Source organism: Enterobacter sp. TCD1-1 (assembly GCF_020567405.1).
Taxonomy (GTDB): Bacteria; Pseudomonadota; Gammaproteobacteria; order Enterobacterales; family Enterobacteriaceae; genus Enterobacter; species Enterobacter quasiroggenkampii.
This window is the reverse complement of the sequence record NZ_JAJCXF010000002.1, coordinates 366,988-381,432: the sequence shown is the minus strand read 5'-3', so window position 1 is coordinate 381,432 and position 14,445 is coordinate 366,988. Positions and strand designations below refer to the sequence as shown.

The window sequence follows — 14,445 nt, the reverse complement described above, 5'->3', positions numbered from 1 at the left end:
TCCTTACTGCGCCTGCACGCGCAGCTCTGCTGCGCTACGACTACGGTGACCCAACAGGGCTTTAACATCGCTGGACTTCGGCTTAACCAGCGCGAATTTCGCAGAGAACGCTGGCCAGTTCGCCAGGATCTCTTCGCCGCGCGAAGAACCGGTATGCTGCACGTGTTCGGTAATCAAACCGCGCAGGTGTTCTTCGTGGATAGCCAGCGTGTCAACGTCCAGCACTTCCACCAGCTCCGGGTTCACGCGTTTGCGGAACTCACCGTCTTCATCCAGGACGTAGGCAAAACCACCCGTCATGCCTGCGCCGAAGTTCACGCCGGTTTTACCCAGAACGCAAACAATCCCGCCCGTCATGTATTCACAACCGTTATCGCCAATGCCTTCCACCACGGTGATGGCACCGGAGTTACGCACCGCAAAACGCTCGCCCGCACGACCTGCTGCGAACAGACGACCGCCGGTCGCGCCGTACAGGCAGGTGTTACCGATAATGCTGGCTTCATGGCTGCGGAAGGCTGAGCCGACAGGAGGACGCACCGCCAGCAGACCACCCGCCATGCCTTTGCCGACGTAGTCGTTGGCATCGCCGGTCAGGTACAGCTCAACACCGCCTGCGTTCCACACGCCGAAGCTCTGACCCGCGGTACCGCTGAAGTGCGCGGTAATCGGATCGGCCGCCAGCCCCTGGTCACCGTGCGTTTGCGCGATGTAACCGGAGAGGGAGGCACCCACGGAACGGTCGGTGTTGCGGATATCAAACCAGAACGTTTTGCTCTGCTTGTCGTCCACATACGGCTTCGCCTGCTGCAACAGCTGCGCGTTCAGCACGCCGTTATCGAACGGCGGGTTGTTCTCGGTGCAGTAGACCGCTTTGCCAGGATGCGGCTGCGCGGTTTCCAGCAGCTTGCTCAACTCCAGCTTCTGCTGCTTGGCGGTGAAGCCTTCCAGCTCTTTCAGCAGGTCGGTGCGGCCAATCAGGTCTACCAGACGCTTCACGCCCAGCTGCGCCATCAGCTCGCGGGTTTCGCGTGCGATGAACTCAAAGTAGTTGGTCACTTTGAACGGCAGGCCGTGATAGTGGTTCTTACGCAGCTTCTCGTCCTGGGTTGCAACGCCGGTTGCGCAGTTGTTTAGATGGCAAATACGCAGGTATTTACAGCCCAGCGCGACCATTGGACCGGTACCGAAACCGAAGCTTTCCGCACCGAGGATCGCCGCCTTGATGATGTCGAGGCCGGTTTTCAGACCGCCATCCACCTGCAGACGGATCTTATGACGCAGACCGTTAGCCACCAGCGCCTGCTGGGTTTCCACCAGGCCAAGCTCCCACGGACAGCCCGCATATTTCACGGAGGAGAGCGGGCTTGCACCGGTACCGCCGTCATAACCGGCGATGGTGATAAGGTCCGCATAGGCCTTCGCCACGCCGGTCGCGATGGTGCCGACGCCCGGTTCGGAAACCAGCTTCACGGAGATCATCGCCTTCGGGTTGACCTGCTTCAGGTCGAAAATCAGCTGCGCCAGGTCCTCGATAGAGTAGATATCGTGGTGCGGCGGCGGGGAGATCAGCGTCACGCCCGGTACCGAGTAGCGCAGTTTGGCGATGTACGGCGTGACTTTATCACCCGGTAACTGACCGCCTTCGCCCGGTTTCGCACCCTGAGCGACCTTAATCTGAATCACGTCGGCGTTGACCAGGTACGCTGGCGTCACGCCAAAGCGGCCGGATGCCACCTGCTTGATACGGGACACCTTGTTGGTGCCGTAACGGGCCGGATCTTCACCGCCTTCGCCGGAGTTAGAGTTACCGCCGATGCTGTTCATGGCTTCCGCCAGCGCTTCGTGGGCTTCCGGGCTCAGGGCGCCGATGGACATCGCCGCGGTATCGAAGCGTTTAAACAGTTCGGATGCCGGCTCAACGTCGTCAATGCTGACCGCTTCATCACCCGGATTCAGGGCAATGAGGTCGCGCAGCGTTGCCGCCGGACGGTTGTTCACCAGCTCAGCGTACTGCTGATAATCACGGTATTCGCCGCTCTGAACCGCCTGCTGCAGCGTGCGCACCACGTCCGGGTTGTAGGCGTGGTATTCGCCGCCGTGAACGTATTTCAGCAGACCGCCCTGATCCAGCGGCTTACGTGCCAGCCAGGCGCGTTTGGACAGGTTCACCAGATCCTGCTGGAAGTCAGCAAAACCGGCGCCGCCGATGCGGCTGACCACGCCCTGGAAGCAGAGGTTGGCGACCTCGTCATGCAGGCCGACCGCTTCAAACAGCTTCGAGCAGCGGTAGGAGGCAATGGTCGAGATGCCCATTTTGGACATGATCTTGTACAGACCTTTGTTGATGCCGTTACGGTAGTTCAGCATCACCGCGCGGTAATCTTTGTCGATCGCGCGGGTATCCACCAGACGGGCCAGCGTTTCGTAGGCCAGGTACGGATAGATCGCCGTCGCGCCAAAGCCTAACAGCACGGCAAAGTGGTGCGGATCGCGCGCGCTTGCGGTTTCAACAATGATGTTGGCGTCGCAGCGCAGGCTCTTATCGACCAGACGCGTCTGGATAGCGCCCACTGCCATCGGGGCCGGTACCGGCAGACGGTTTTTCGCGATGTTGCGGTCGGACAATACCAGCAGCACGGTACCGTTACGCACCATCTGTTCGGCTTTGTCACACAGCGCATTCACCGTCTCTTCGAGGCTCGCTTCGTTCACGTCGAAGGTAATGTCGAGCGTGTCGGCGCGGTAGTGCTCCTCTTTCATGGTGGTGAGCTGTTTGAAATCGGAGTACAGCAGGATCGGCGATTTAAAGGTCAGACGGTGCGCCTGGCCTTCGGCCTCGCAGAAGACGTTCATCTCGCGACCGATGCTGGTGGCCAGCGACATCACGTGTGCTTCACGCAGCGGATCGATTGGCGGGTTAGTCACCTGTGCGAACTGCTGACGGAAGTAGTCATAGATGATGCGCGGTTGGCTGGAGAGCACGGCAAACGGGGTATCGTCACCCATCGAGCCGACCGCTTCCTGGCCGTTTTCACCGAGCACGCGGATGACGGAGTCCAGCTCTTCCGCGCTGTAGTTAAATTGTTTCTGGTAGCTGGCGAGGGTGTCATCGTCCAGCTCGCGGCTGCCCACTTCTTCGTCCGACAGATCTTCAAACGGCACCAGACGACGCACGTTTTTCTCCATCCACTCTTTGTACGGGTGGCGGCTCTTCAGATCATTGTCGGTTTCGGCGGAGTGCAGGATGCGCCCACCGCGGGTGTCGATCACCATCAGCTCGCCCGGACCGACACGGCCTTTCTCGACCACTTCGTCTGGCTGGTAATCCCAGATGCCGACTTCAGAGGCACAGGTGATGAGCTTGTCTTTGGTGATGACGTAGCGCGCCGGACGCAGGCCGTTACGGTCCAGGTTACAGGCGGCAAAACGACCGTCGGACATGACGATGCCCGCCGGACCATCCCACGGCTCCATGTGCATGGAGTTAAAGTCGAAGAACGCGCGCAGCTCAGGATCCATATCCGGGTTGTTCTGCCAGGCCGGCGGCACGAGCAGACGCATTGCACGCACGATATCCATCCCGCCCGCCAGCAGCAGTTCCAGCATGTTATCCATCGAGCTGGAGTCCGAGCCGGTTTCGTTCACGAACGGCGCAGCATCGTGCAGATCGGGGATCAGCGGCGTCTGGAATTTATAGGTACGGGCGCGGGCCCACTGGCGGTTACCGGTGATGGTGTTGATCTCGCCGTTGTGCGCCAGGTAGCGGAACGGCTGCGCCAGCGGCCAGCGTGGTACGGTGTTGGTGGAGAAGCGCTGGTGGAACAGGCAAATGGCCGATTCCAGACGCAGGTCCGCCAGGTCCAGGTAGAAGCGCGGCAGGTCAGCCGGCATACACAGACCTTTATAGATGTTCACCAGGTTAGAGAGGCTACAGACGTAGAACTCTTTATCGTCCTGGAGACGTTTTTCAATGCGGCGACGGGCAATAAACAGACGGCGTTCCATATCACGCGGACGCCAGCCCGCAGGCGCGTTGACGAAAATCTGTTCAATACGAGGCAGCGAGGAGAGGGCGATTTCACCGAGCACCCCTTCGTTGGTTGGCACATCGCGCCAGCCGACAATCGACAGGGTTTCACGCTGAAGTTCTTCTTCGACGATGCGGCGTGAGGCGGCAGCCTTTTCAGGATCCTGATTCAGGAACAGCATGCCGACAGCGTAGTTTTTGGCTAAACGCCAGCCGCGCTCTTCCGCCACGATGCGGAAGAAACGATCCGGTTTTTGCAGCAGCAGGCCGCAACCGTCGCCGGTTTTACCATCGGCAAGGATGGCGCCACGGTGCTGCATACGGGCCAGTGCGTGAATAGCAGTACGCACTACCTTGTGGCTAGGTTCGCCTTCTATGTGGGCGATCAGGCCGAAACCACAGTTATCCTTCTCAAGGGATTTATCGTACAACATATCAGTGAACCTCCCCAGGCTCGTCGGGCTTCCCACTGAACTTTACCGTGGCGCACAGGCACAGAAAGAGCATGGCGACGGGGCTTGCGTTTCATACGCGGACCTCGCATTCGCCCTCTTTTTCATCCTTTCGCGCAGGTAAACAAGTTTGAGGACTTGCTTCAGAGGGAGTCTCAATTACTGCATAAATATGATGAGCAGGCCGCTCATCCAGAAAGCTTCCAGCGGATTTCCAACTTATCGGGAATTGGTACACAGGTCAAATGGCAATCTTATTTATACAAAAATGTGCTAAAGAGAGATTATCTGTTTGTATTTAAAGGTTATTTAACTAATTTTACATTGATTGAATGCCCTGAAAGAGCGCAGCGGAGTGTGATCTGACTCACTATATGAAAGCGGTATTATCAATGTAGCGTGCTGAATAGCGCTTTTATAGCAGAACAATAATCTGGCATTGTCTGCAAACCCGCATAAACACACTGTTTTTCAGTGCTGGCGCTATAAATGAAAAAAACAATCAGAACATAAGGAAAAGTAATCACGCACGGCGTGAATGAAATTGCAGTAATTCTGAGTATTTATTCATATAGATAAAGGCCGTCCAGGGCGATTGATCCAGGTCATCGCCGACAGAGGCTAAAAATGGCAGGCTTGTCCCCTTTCTCCGGGACGGTCTATCAGATTATGCAGTTACAGAAATTAGTCAATATGTTTGGTGGGGATCTTTTGCAGCGGTACGGGCAAAAGGTTCATAAGCTGACGCTGCACGGCGGGTTTAGCTGCCCGAATCGCGACGGCACCATCGGGCGCGGCGGCTGCACCTTCTGTAACGTCGCGTCGTTTGCCGATGAGGCGCAGCAGCACCATTCTATCGCTGAGCAGCTTGCCCACCAGGCCAGCCTGGTGAACCGCGCGAAGCAGTATCTGGCCTATTTTCAGGCTTATACCAGCACGTGGGCGGAGGTGCAGGTACTGCGTTCGATGTATCAGCAGGCCGTCAGCCAGGCCAGTATCGTTGGGCTGTGCGTGGGAACGCGTCCGGACTGCGTTCCGGACGCGGTGCTGGACCTGCTCAGCGAGTACAAAGAACAAGGCTACGAGATCTGGCTGGAGCTGGGCTTGCAAACGGCACATGACAAAACGCTGCACCGTATTAACCGTGGGCATGATTTTGCCTGCTACCAACGCACCACGCGGCTGGCCCGCGAGCGCGGGCTGAAGGTCTGTTCGCACCTGATTGTTGGGTTACCCGGCGAAGGTCAACTGCATGGCCTTGAAACGCTGGAAAGGGTCGTTGAAACCGGCGTGGACGGCATCAAGCTGCATCCGCTGCATATCGTGAAGGGCAGCATTATGGCGAAAGCCTGGGAGGCCGGGCGGTTAAGCGGTATCGAGCTTGAGGACTATACGGTGACGGCGGGGGAGATGATTCGCCACACGCCACCGGAGATTGTCTACCACCGCATCTCGGCCAGCGCCCGCCGTCCAACGCTTCTGGCACCGCTGTGGTGTGAGAACCGCTGGACGGGGATGGTGGAAATAGACCGCTACCTGCAGGAGAACGGCGTACAGGGTTCGGCGCTGGGCCGCCCGTGGGTTCCCCATTTACCTGCGACGGCCGCCTAACAAACTCCCCAGCATGCCGCGCACGATCTGATTGGTGACCTGTCGGGCTGCGCTTTTCGCCATGGTCTGCACTACGCCGTCGCGTTTGCCGCCGCGCGGCCCGGTGCTGCCGAACAGAATGTCTTTGAGCCCACCGAGAATGCCGTCATCAACGGCGACTGATTGCCCTTTAGCGGCAGGTGCATCCTGCGATTCCGTTGTCGCCTGGACCCCTTTTTGCAGCATCTCGAACGCGGACTCGCGATCCACCTCGTCTTCGTATTTCCCGTAAACCGGAGAGTGGTTAATCAGGCCGTTGCGCTCATCGTCGGTCACCGGCCCCATGCGCGAGCAAGGTGCAATGACCATGGCGCGTTCCACCACGGACGGGCTGCCCTTCGCATCGAGGAACGAGATCAACGCTTCACCGGTGCCTAACGCCTGAATCGCCGCTTCGGTATCAAAGGCAGGGTTGGCGCGCATGGTTTGCGCGGCGGCTTTCACCGCTTTCTGATCTTTCGGCGTAAAGGCGCGCAGGGCATGCTGCACGCGGTTGCCGAGCTGCCCGAGCACGTTGTCGGGGATATCCGACGGGTTTTGCGAGACAAACCAGACGCCGACGCCTTTGGAGCGGATCAGGCGAATAACCTGTTCAATTTTATCCAGCAGGACCTGAGGTGCATCGTTAAACAACAGATGCGCTTCGTCAAAGAAGAACACCAGCTTCGGTTTTTCCAGATCGCCTGCTTCCGGTAATTGTTCATAGAGTTCGGAGAGCATCCACAGCAGGCTGGCGGCGTAGAGTTTCGGCATCTGGTAGAGCTTCTCTGAGCTCAGGATGTTGATAATGCCTTTGCCACTGCTGTCGGTGCGCATCCAGTCTTTGATATCCAGCATGGGTTCACCAAAGAAATGTTCAGCGCCCTGTTGCTCAAGCGTCAGTAGCCCGCGCTGAATAGCGCCCACCGAGGCGCTGCTGATGTTGCCGTACTGGTTCTGGAAGGATTTGGCGTTATCGCCGATGTACTGCGTAATGGCGCGCAGATCTTTGAAATCAAGCAGCAGTAGCCCCTGGTCATCGGCAATGCGGAAGATAATATTCAGCACGCCGGACTGCACGTCGTTGAGGTTAAGCAGACGGGCCAGCAGCAGCGGGCCAAGATCGGAGACGGTGGCGCGTACCGGGTGGCCTTTTTCACCGAAGATGTCCCACACCACCACCGGGTTACCGTGGGGCGTCCAGTCCGTGATGCCAATATTCTTCAGCCGTTCGAGCAGTTTTTCAGAGGCCGTCCCTTCCTGAGCCACACCGGTTAAATCGCCTTTTACGTCAGCCATAAAGACCGGTACGCCAATCTCCGAAAGCGACTCCGCCAGCTTTTGCAGGGTGACGGTTTTCCCCGTCCCGGTCGCGCCGGTGATCAGACCGTGGCGGTTCGCCATCGCGGGCAGTAAATAGAGCTCTTTTTCCAGCGTCCGGGCAATTAACAATGGTGTACTCATGATGCGCTTCCTCTCTTAGTCCTGGGTGGAGTATAGGCAACCTGATAGCAATTTGGTTGAGTAAATTCCTGACTTTGCGGCGCATTATCCAGCGCGGACTATGCTTTTGCATACGGTTCACAAAATAGTGGGAAACTATGTCCAGATTCTTCTTTAACGATCGCAAACAGCTGGTCAACGATGCCATTGAAGGCATACTGCTTTCTGCGCCACATGCCAATCTCGTCAAGCTTGATATCGATCCGGCCATCAGGATCGTCGCACGCGGCGACTGGGACAAAAGCCGCGTGGCGGTGATCTCCGGCGGCGGCTCAGGCCACGAACCCGCACACGCCGGGTTTGTCGGCAAAGGGATGCTGACGGCGGCAGTGTGCGGCGATCTATTTGCCTCGCCGAGCGTAGATGCGGTGCTGAATGCCATTGTCGCGGTCACGGGCGATCGCGGCTGTCTGCTGATCGTCAAAAACTACACCGGCGACCGCCTGAACTTTGGCCTGGCGGCCGAAAAGGCCAAACGCTACGGCCTGAAGGTGGAGATGGTGATTGTGGCAGACGATATCGCGTTGCCGGATAACAAGCAGCCGCGCGGTATTGCCGGTACGGCACTGGTGCACAAGATTGCGGGCTATGCGGCGGAGCAGGGGAAATCGCTGAGCGAGGTGCGGGATATTGCGCAACAGGCCTGCGATAACCTCTGGAGCCTGGGCGTGGCGATGCAAACCTGCAACCTGCCGGGCAGCGACGATGAAGAGGGGCGCATTAAACAAGGCCATGTCGAGCTGGGCCTGGGCATTCACGGCGAGCCCGGGGCTTCCGTGGTGGATACGCAAAACAGCAAAGCCATTATCGACACCCTGGTGAAGCCGTTAAGCGCGCAGGCGGGTGAGGGGCGTTTTGCGGTGCTGATTAACAATCTTGGCGGCGTATCGGCGCTGGAGATGGCGTTGCTGACCAAAGAGCTGGCGCATTCGGCGCTGAAAGAGAGTATCGCGTACCTGATTGGCCCTGCGCCGCTGGTCAGCGCGCTGGATATGAAAGGCTTTTCTCTGACGCTGCTGAAGCTCAACGATTTCTTCGAAAAGGCGATTCACGCCGACGTCGAGACGCTCGGCTGGCAGAAGCCCGTCGCGTTTGCGCCACTGCGCACCGTGGCGCATAGCGCCATTCATGACCGTGTGGAGTATACCCCCTCTGACAATCCGCAGGTGCGTGCGTTTGTCTCCTCCGTGTCGACAACGCTGATCCAGCTGGAAAACCGCCTGAACGCGCTGGATGCCAGGGTGGGGGATGGCGATACCGGCTCTACCTTTGCGCAAGGGGCGCGGGATATTGCGCAGCGCCTGGAAGAGAACACGCTCCCGCTTAATGACGTGTCTAAGCTGCTACTGCTGGTTGGCGAGCGGCTGGCTACGGTGATGGGCGGGTCGAGCGGGGTGCTGATGTCGATCTTCTTCACCGCGGCCGGGCAAAAGCTTCACGATGGTCAGACGCTCCCGGAGGCCTTGCTCAGCGGACTTGCGCAGATGAAGCAGTACGGCGGAGCGGATCTTGGCGATCGCACGCTGATCGATGCGCTGCAACCGGCGCTGGAGGCGTTACAGAAAGGCAATATTCAGGCGGCAGCGCAGGCCGCGCAGCAGGGCGCAGAAGCAACGTCGAAAATGGCGAAAGCCGGCGCGGGACGCTCGTCGTACGTCAATAAAGAGAACCTGGATGGGGTGATGGATCCGGGAGCGGTCGCGGTAGCGGAAGTATTTAACGTATTGGCGCAGCAGTGAAAGTAGGCCGGGTAAGGCGAAGCCATTACCCGGCACTGTCACATCAGAAATCTGCTTTCAACACCACGCGGTAACGGGCTTTGCCGTCGCGCACGTGCTGGATCGCTTCGTTGATTTTCGACATCGGATACAGTTCGGTGGTCGGCGCCACTTTGGTGCGTCCGGCGAATTTCATCAGTTTGCGCAACTCGTACGGCGTACCGGTTGCAGAACCGGAGATGCTGCGATCCCCGCCGATCAGGGTAAACGCCGGTACCGGCAGCGGCTTCATCACCGCACCCACGGTGTGGAAGTTACCGCCGTAGGCCAACGCTTCAAAGTACGGCTGCCAGTCGAGATCGACGTTAACGGTGTTGATGATCAGGTCAAACTGGCCCGCCAGCGCGTTCAGCACTTGCGGATCGCGGCTGTTCACCACTTTATCCGCCCCCATCGCCAGCACTTCTTTCTCTTTCGCCGGGTTCGAGCTGAACGCCGTGACTTCACAGCCCATCGCGTGCAACAGCTTAATGGCAATATGCCCCAGCCCGCCGATACCGATGACGCCGACGCGGCTGGTGGCGGTGATATGGTGCATCAGCAGCGGTTTGAAGACGGTGATACCACCACACAGCAGCGGACCGGCGGATTCGATATCAATGCTTTCCGGCAGCGGGATAACCCATTGCCAGTCGGCGCGCAGTTTATCGGCAAAACCGCCTTTGTTCAGAATGGTGGGAACGGCGCCTTCGAGGCAGTTGATCTGATTGCCGCTGATACAGGCATCGCAGTGACCACAGCTGCGTGCTGTCCAGCCAATGCCTACGCGCTGGCCCACTTTCAACCCTTTGTCCTGCGCGGCGCTACCGAGCGCCACGACGCGGCCAATGACTTCGTGTCCGGCAACCAGCGGATAGCTGGAGAAGCCCCATTCGTTATCGATCATCGAGAGATCCGAGTGGCAGATCCCGCAGTAATCAACCTGTACTTCGACGTCTTCTGCTTTTAGTTCGCCCGCATCGTACTCGTACAGCTCAAGTTCTGCACCCGCCTGCGGTGCGGCGTAGCTTTTTATCTTCGACATCGTGTTTCCCCCGTTGTGGTGTGAACTGAGAGTGTAGAGCATTCAGTTTACAGCCGCTTAACAGAAGAGGGCAGGAACGAAAGTTACAGACTTTTCAGCATCCTGACTTCGCAATCAACGTGGCCGGTACAGCCCAGCGGCGCATCGATATGCTCAAAGCCCAGATGTTCATACAGGCCGATGGCCTCTTTTAGGAAGGCGGTCGTTTCCAGGTAGCAGCGGGTAAAGCCCTGCTTGCGCGCGTGGTCCAGCGCCATCAGCGCCAGCTTTTTGGCCAGTCCTTGTCCGCGTGCCGTTGGCAGGAAATACATTTTTTGCAGTTCGCAGATATCCGGCTCGCTGCAACTGAGGGGCGCCACGCCGCCGCCGCCCACAACCTGGCCGTTCTGCTCGATTACCCAGTAGGCATGTCCTGGCTGGCTGTAAAGCTGAAAAAGCGCGTCCAGATTCGGGTCGGCAACCGTGTAGCCTTTGTCAGCCGTCAGGCCATATTCGGCAGAAACGGTGCGAATAACGGCGGCGATAGCCGGATTATCCTGCTCAGTGATCCGACGCATCGTCGTCGCGACGGGGGTAATCACGCTCATAGCATTACTCATTACAAAAATTGACACATAACTGCTGTTAATAGCACCGCAGAAAGGGGAGTGCAAGCGAGGAGTTTTCAGGAAGGTTACCCCTTACGCCCTGAAGCGTAAGGGGTAAAAGCATTACAGGGCAGCGATAACCGCCTGCTGCTCAATCAGCTTGGTCTTCGCATCGGCGAAGGCAACCAGACGCTCACGCTCTTTCGCGATGACCGCTTCCGGCGCGCGGGCAACAAAGCCTTCGTTCGCCAGTTTGCTTTCGATTTTGCCAATTTCCACGTCGACTTTCGCCACTTCTTTCGCCAGACGAGCCAGCTCAGCGTCTTTGTCGATCAGACCTGCCATTGGGATCAGCAGCTCGGCACCGTCGATGATTTTGGTCACGGAAACCGGACCTTTATCATCCGCAGGCAGCACGGTGATGCTTTCCAGACGCGCCATGGTTTTCAGGAAGGTGTTGTTCTCGGTGACGCGACGAACAGCCGCTTCGCTGCACCCGCGCAGCAGCAGCTCCAGCGGTTTGCCCGGGGCGATGTTCATTTCAGCACGAATGTTACGTACTGCCACGATCGCCTGCTTCAGCCACTCGGTATCCGCAGACGCCGCTTCATCGACTTTCGCCGCATCGAATGCCGGGAACGGCTGCAGCATGATGGTGTCGGCGTTGATGCCTGCAATCACCTTCACGCGCTGCCAGATGGTCTCGGTGATGAATGGAATAACCGGGTGCGCCAGGCGCAGCAGGCCTTCCAGAACGGTAATCAGCGTGTTGCGCGTGCCGCGCAGCTCTGCCTCAGTGCCGCCGTTCATGACCGGCTTCGCCAGCTCCAGATACCAGTCACAGAACTGGTTCCAGGTGAATTCATACAGAATGCCCGCCGCGATGTCGAAGCGGTAGCTGTCCAGCGCCTCGCGGAACGCTTTCACCGTCTGGTTGAATTCCGCCAGGATCCAGCGGTCAGCCAGGGAGAGAGTCATCTCGCCGCCATTGAAGCCGCAATCCTGATCTTCGGTGTTCATCAGCACGAAGCGGCTGGCGTTCCACAGCTTGTTACAGAAGTTACGGTAACCTTCCAGACGCTTCATATCCCAGTTGATGTCACGACCGGTCGAGGCCAGCGCCGCCAGGGTGAAACGCAGGGCGTCGGTACCGTGAGCCTCAATCCCGTTCGGGAACTGCTTCTCGGTGCGCTTGCGGATTTTCTCCGCCAGCTGCGGCTGCATCATGTTGCCGGTGCGTTTTTCCAGCAGCTCTTCCAGAGAGATACCATCAACCATATCCAGCGGGTCGATGACGTTACCCTTGGATTTGGACATCTTCTGGCCTTCGTCGTCGCGGATCAGACCGGTCATGTAGACGGTATGGAACGGAACCTGCGGCTTGCCGTCTTCATCTTTGATGAAGTGCATGGTCATCATGATCATGCGGGCAATCCAGAAGAAGATAATGTCGAAGCCGGACACCATCACGCTGGTAGGGTGGAACTGACGCAGCGCGTCGGTGTTTTCCGGCCAGCCGAGGGTGGAGAAGGTCCACAGCGCGGAGGAGAACCAGGTATCCAGCACGTCTTCGTCCTGACGCAGGGCAACGTCTGCGCTCAGGTTGTTTTCCTGACGCACTTCATCTTCGCTGCGACCAACGTAAACATTGCCGTCGTTGTCGTACCATGCCGGGATACGGTGACCCCACCACAGCTGACGGGAGATACACCAGTCCTGAATATCGCGCATCCAGGAGAAGTACATGTTTTCGTACTGCTTCGGTACGAACTGAATGCTGCCGTTTTCAACCGCTTCCACAGCCGGTTTCGCCAGCACGTCGGCACGCACGTACCACTGGTCGGTCAGCATTGGCTCGATAACCACGCCACCACGGTCGCCGTACGGCACGGTCAGGTCGTGAGGTTTGATCTCTTCCAGCAGGCCCAGTGCGTCAACGGCAGCCACAATCGCTTTACGCGCGGCAAAGCGTTCCAGCTTCTGGAACTCGGCCGGGATGTCGCTGGAATAAACGTCGGATTCGTTGCCTTTGGTGTCGTACACTTCTGCGCTTTCGCGGATATCGCCGTCGAAGGTCAGAATGTTGATCATCGGCAGGGCGTGACGACGACCCACTTCATAGTCGTTGAAGTCGTGCGCCGGGGTGATTTTCACGCAGCCGGTGCCTTTTTCCATGTCGGCGTGTTCGTCGCCCACAATCGGAATACGGCGGTTTACCAGCGGCAGCACCACGAATTTGCCAATCAGATCTTTATAACGCGGATCTTCCGGGTTAACGGCCACGCCGGTATCGCCCAGCAGGGTTTCCGGACGGGTGGTCGCGACCACCAGGTAATCTTTACCGTCGGCGGTTTTTGCGCCGTCGGCCAGCGGATAGCGGATATGCCACATGGAGCCCTTGGACTCGCGGTTTTCCACTTCCAGATCAGAAATTGCGGTGCGCAGTTTCGGATCCCAGTTGACCAGGCGTTTGCCACGGTAAATCAGGTCTTCTTTGTACAGACGGACGAAGACTTCTTTCACGGCGTTGGAGAGGCCTTCGTCCATGGTGAAGCGCTCGCGCTCCCAGTCCACGGAGTTGCCGAGGCGGCGCATCTGACGGGTAATCGTGCCGCCGGATTCCGCTTTCCACTGCCAGATTTTGTCGATGAACGCGTCGCGACCGTAGTCGTGGCGGGTTTTCCCTTCTTCAGCGGCAATTTTACGCTCAACCACCATCTGGGTCGCGATACCCGCGTGGTCAGTCCCCGCCTGCCACAGGGTGTTTTTACCCTGCATGCGCTGGTAGCGGATCATGGTGTCCATGATGGTCTGCTGGAAAGCATGACCCATATGCAAACTGCCGGTGACGTTCGGCGGCGGGATCATGATGCAGAAGGACTCTTTGCTTTCGTCGCCGTTAGGCTTGAAATAGCCCTGCTGTTCCCAGTGCTCGTAAAGCGGCTGTTCGATATCGCGTGGGTTATATGTCTTTTCCATTATTTCCAGGTTGCCGTATTCAGGTTAAAACCAGCCAGGCGGTACGCTTTATAGCGTTCGCGCGCCAGTTGTTTCAAAGATTCTTCGTAAGGGACAAAGTCTACCACTTCTGTGAAAGCGGTGGCAAAATCTGCAAAATCTATCCGTAGGCTAATCAGAATGTCGCGCGCGCTGCTGTTGCGCTTTTGCGGCCAGGCAATTTCAACCGGTGCCCCGCCGCGTGGCCCTTCGCCTGACAGATTATGCGGAACAAAACTCTCCGGCGGGCGAGCCCACAGCGCTTCATCGAGACGAATGGCCTGCTGCTCGTCTTCACAGGCGATCAACACGCGTTTGCCTGCGCGCCAACGTTCTGCGGCAATTTCACACACCAGCTGTTCGACGGCGCTGAGGCCATCCTGATGGGTGTCGTTGTCCAGAAGGTAGAACGTTGCATTCTTCATATATGGGGCTTCTTAGTTTT

8 protein-coding genes are annotated in these 14,445 nt (G+C 57.9%); 2 read left to right on the top strand and 6 right to left on the bottom strand.

Annotated features, from left to right (window positions below):
• Positions 1–3 precede the first annotated feature (3 nt).
• On the bottom strand, positions 4–4,464 hold the full coding sequence (gltB, locus tag LJA86_RS14685) for a glutamate synthase large subunit (protein WP_048225139.1): 4,461 nt from the start codon (positions 4,462–4,464) through the stop codon (positions 4–6).
• Positions 4,465–5,151: 687 nt separating this feature from the next.
• Here gltB and LJA86_RS14680 point away from each other — a divergent pair.
• Positions 5,152–6,093, top strand: a complete 942-nt coding sequence (locus LJA86_RS14680) for a TIGR01212 family radical SAM protein (RefSeq protein WP_229226361.1) — start codon at positions 5,152–5,154, stop codon at positions 6,091–6,093.
• Here the strand turns inward: LJA86_RS14680 and LJA86_RS14675 are convergent.
• Positions 6,073–7,575, bottom strand: a complete 1,503-nt coding sequence (locus tag LJA86_RS14675) for a helicase HerA-like C-terminal domain-containing protein (protein ID WP_008502820.1) — start codon at positions 7,573–7,575, stop codon at positions 6,073–6,075. The genes LJA86_RS14680 and LJA86_RS14675 overlap by 21 nt on opposite strands.
• A gap of 137 nt (positions 7,576–7,712) precedes the next feature.
• Between LJA86_RS14675 and LJA86_RS14670 the strand changes: the two genes are divergently transcribed.
• Positions 7,713–9,353 (top strand): dihydroxyacetone kinase subunit DhaK, encoded by a 1,641-nt coding sequence (locus LJA86_RS14670; RefSeq protein ID WP_229226349.1) that lies wholly within the window; start codon positions 7,713–7,715, stop codon positions 9,351–9,353.
• Positions 9,354–9,396: 43 nt separating this feature from the next.
• Here the strand turns inward: LJA86_RS14670 and ahr are convergent, their stop codons facing one another.
• The 4 genes from ahr to holC form a co-directional block, all read right to left on the bottom strand.
• Positions 9,397–10,416, bottom strand: coding sequence for an NADPH-dependent aldehyde reductase Ahr (ahr, locus tag LJA86_RS14665; protein WP_229226348.1), 1,020 nt, complete (start codon positions 10,414–10,416; stop codon positions 9,397–9,399).
• Between the two features lie 83 nt (positions 10,417–10,499).
• A complete protein-coding gene (locus LJA86_RS14660; RefSeq protein ID WP_111967955.1) occupies positions 10,500–11,003 on the bottom strand; it encodes a GNAT family N-acetyltransferase in 504 nt (167 codons plus the stop codon).
• A 123-nt stretch (positions 11,004–11,126) separates the two neighbouring features.
• Entirely contained in the window at positions 11,127–13,982 is a 2,856-nt protein-coding gene (locus tag LJA86_RS14655) for a valine--tRNA ligase (RefSeq protein WP_045910116.1), read from the bottom strand.
• A complete protein-coding gene (gene holC / locus LJA86_RS14650) occupies positions 13,982–14,425 on the bottom strand; it encodes a DNA polymerase III subunit chi (protein ID WP_008502815.1) in 444 nt (147 codons plus the stop codon). The genes LJA86_RS14655 and holC overlap by 1 nt, the downstream gene beginning before the upstream one ends.
• Positions 14,426–14,445 lie beyond the last annotated feature (20 nt).

Excerpts from the sequence above, each read along its gene's own strand:
- gltB (WP_048225139.1), bottom strand. The coding sequence starts at position 4,464 with ATGTTGTACGATAAATCCCTTGAGAAGGATAACTGTGGTTTCGGCCTG.
- LJA86_RS14680 (WP_229226361.1), top strand. The coding sequence starts at position 5,152 with ATGCAGTTACAGAAATTAGTCAATATGTTTGGTGGGGATCTTTTGCAG.
- LJA86_RS14675 (WP_008502820.1), bottom strand. The coding sequence starts at position 7,575 with ATGAGTACACCATTGTTAATTGCCCGGACGCTGGAAAAAGAGCTCTAT.
- LJA86_RS14670 (WP_229226349.1), top strand. The coding sequence starts at position 7,713 with ATGTCCAGATTCTTCTTTAACGATCGCAAACAGCTGGTCAACGATGCC.
- ahr (WP_229226348.1), bottom strand. The coding sequence starts at position 10,416 with ATGTCGAAGATAAAAAGCTACGCCGCACCGCAGGCGGGTGCAGAACTT.
- LJA86_RS14660 (WP_111967955.1), bottom strand. The coding sequence starts at position 11,003 with ATGAGCGTGATTACCCCCGTCGCGACGACGATGCGTCGGATCACTGAG.
- LJA86_RS14655 (WP_045910116.1), bottom strand. The coding sequence starts at position 13,982 with ATGGAAAAGACATATAACCCACGCGATATCGAACAGCCGCTTTACGAG.
- holC (WP_008502815.1), bottom strand. The coding sequence starts at position 14,425 with ATGAAGAATGCAACGTTCTACCTTCTGGACAACGACACCCATCAGGAT.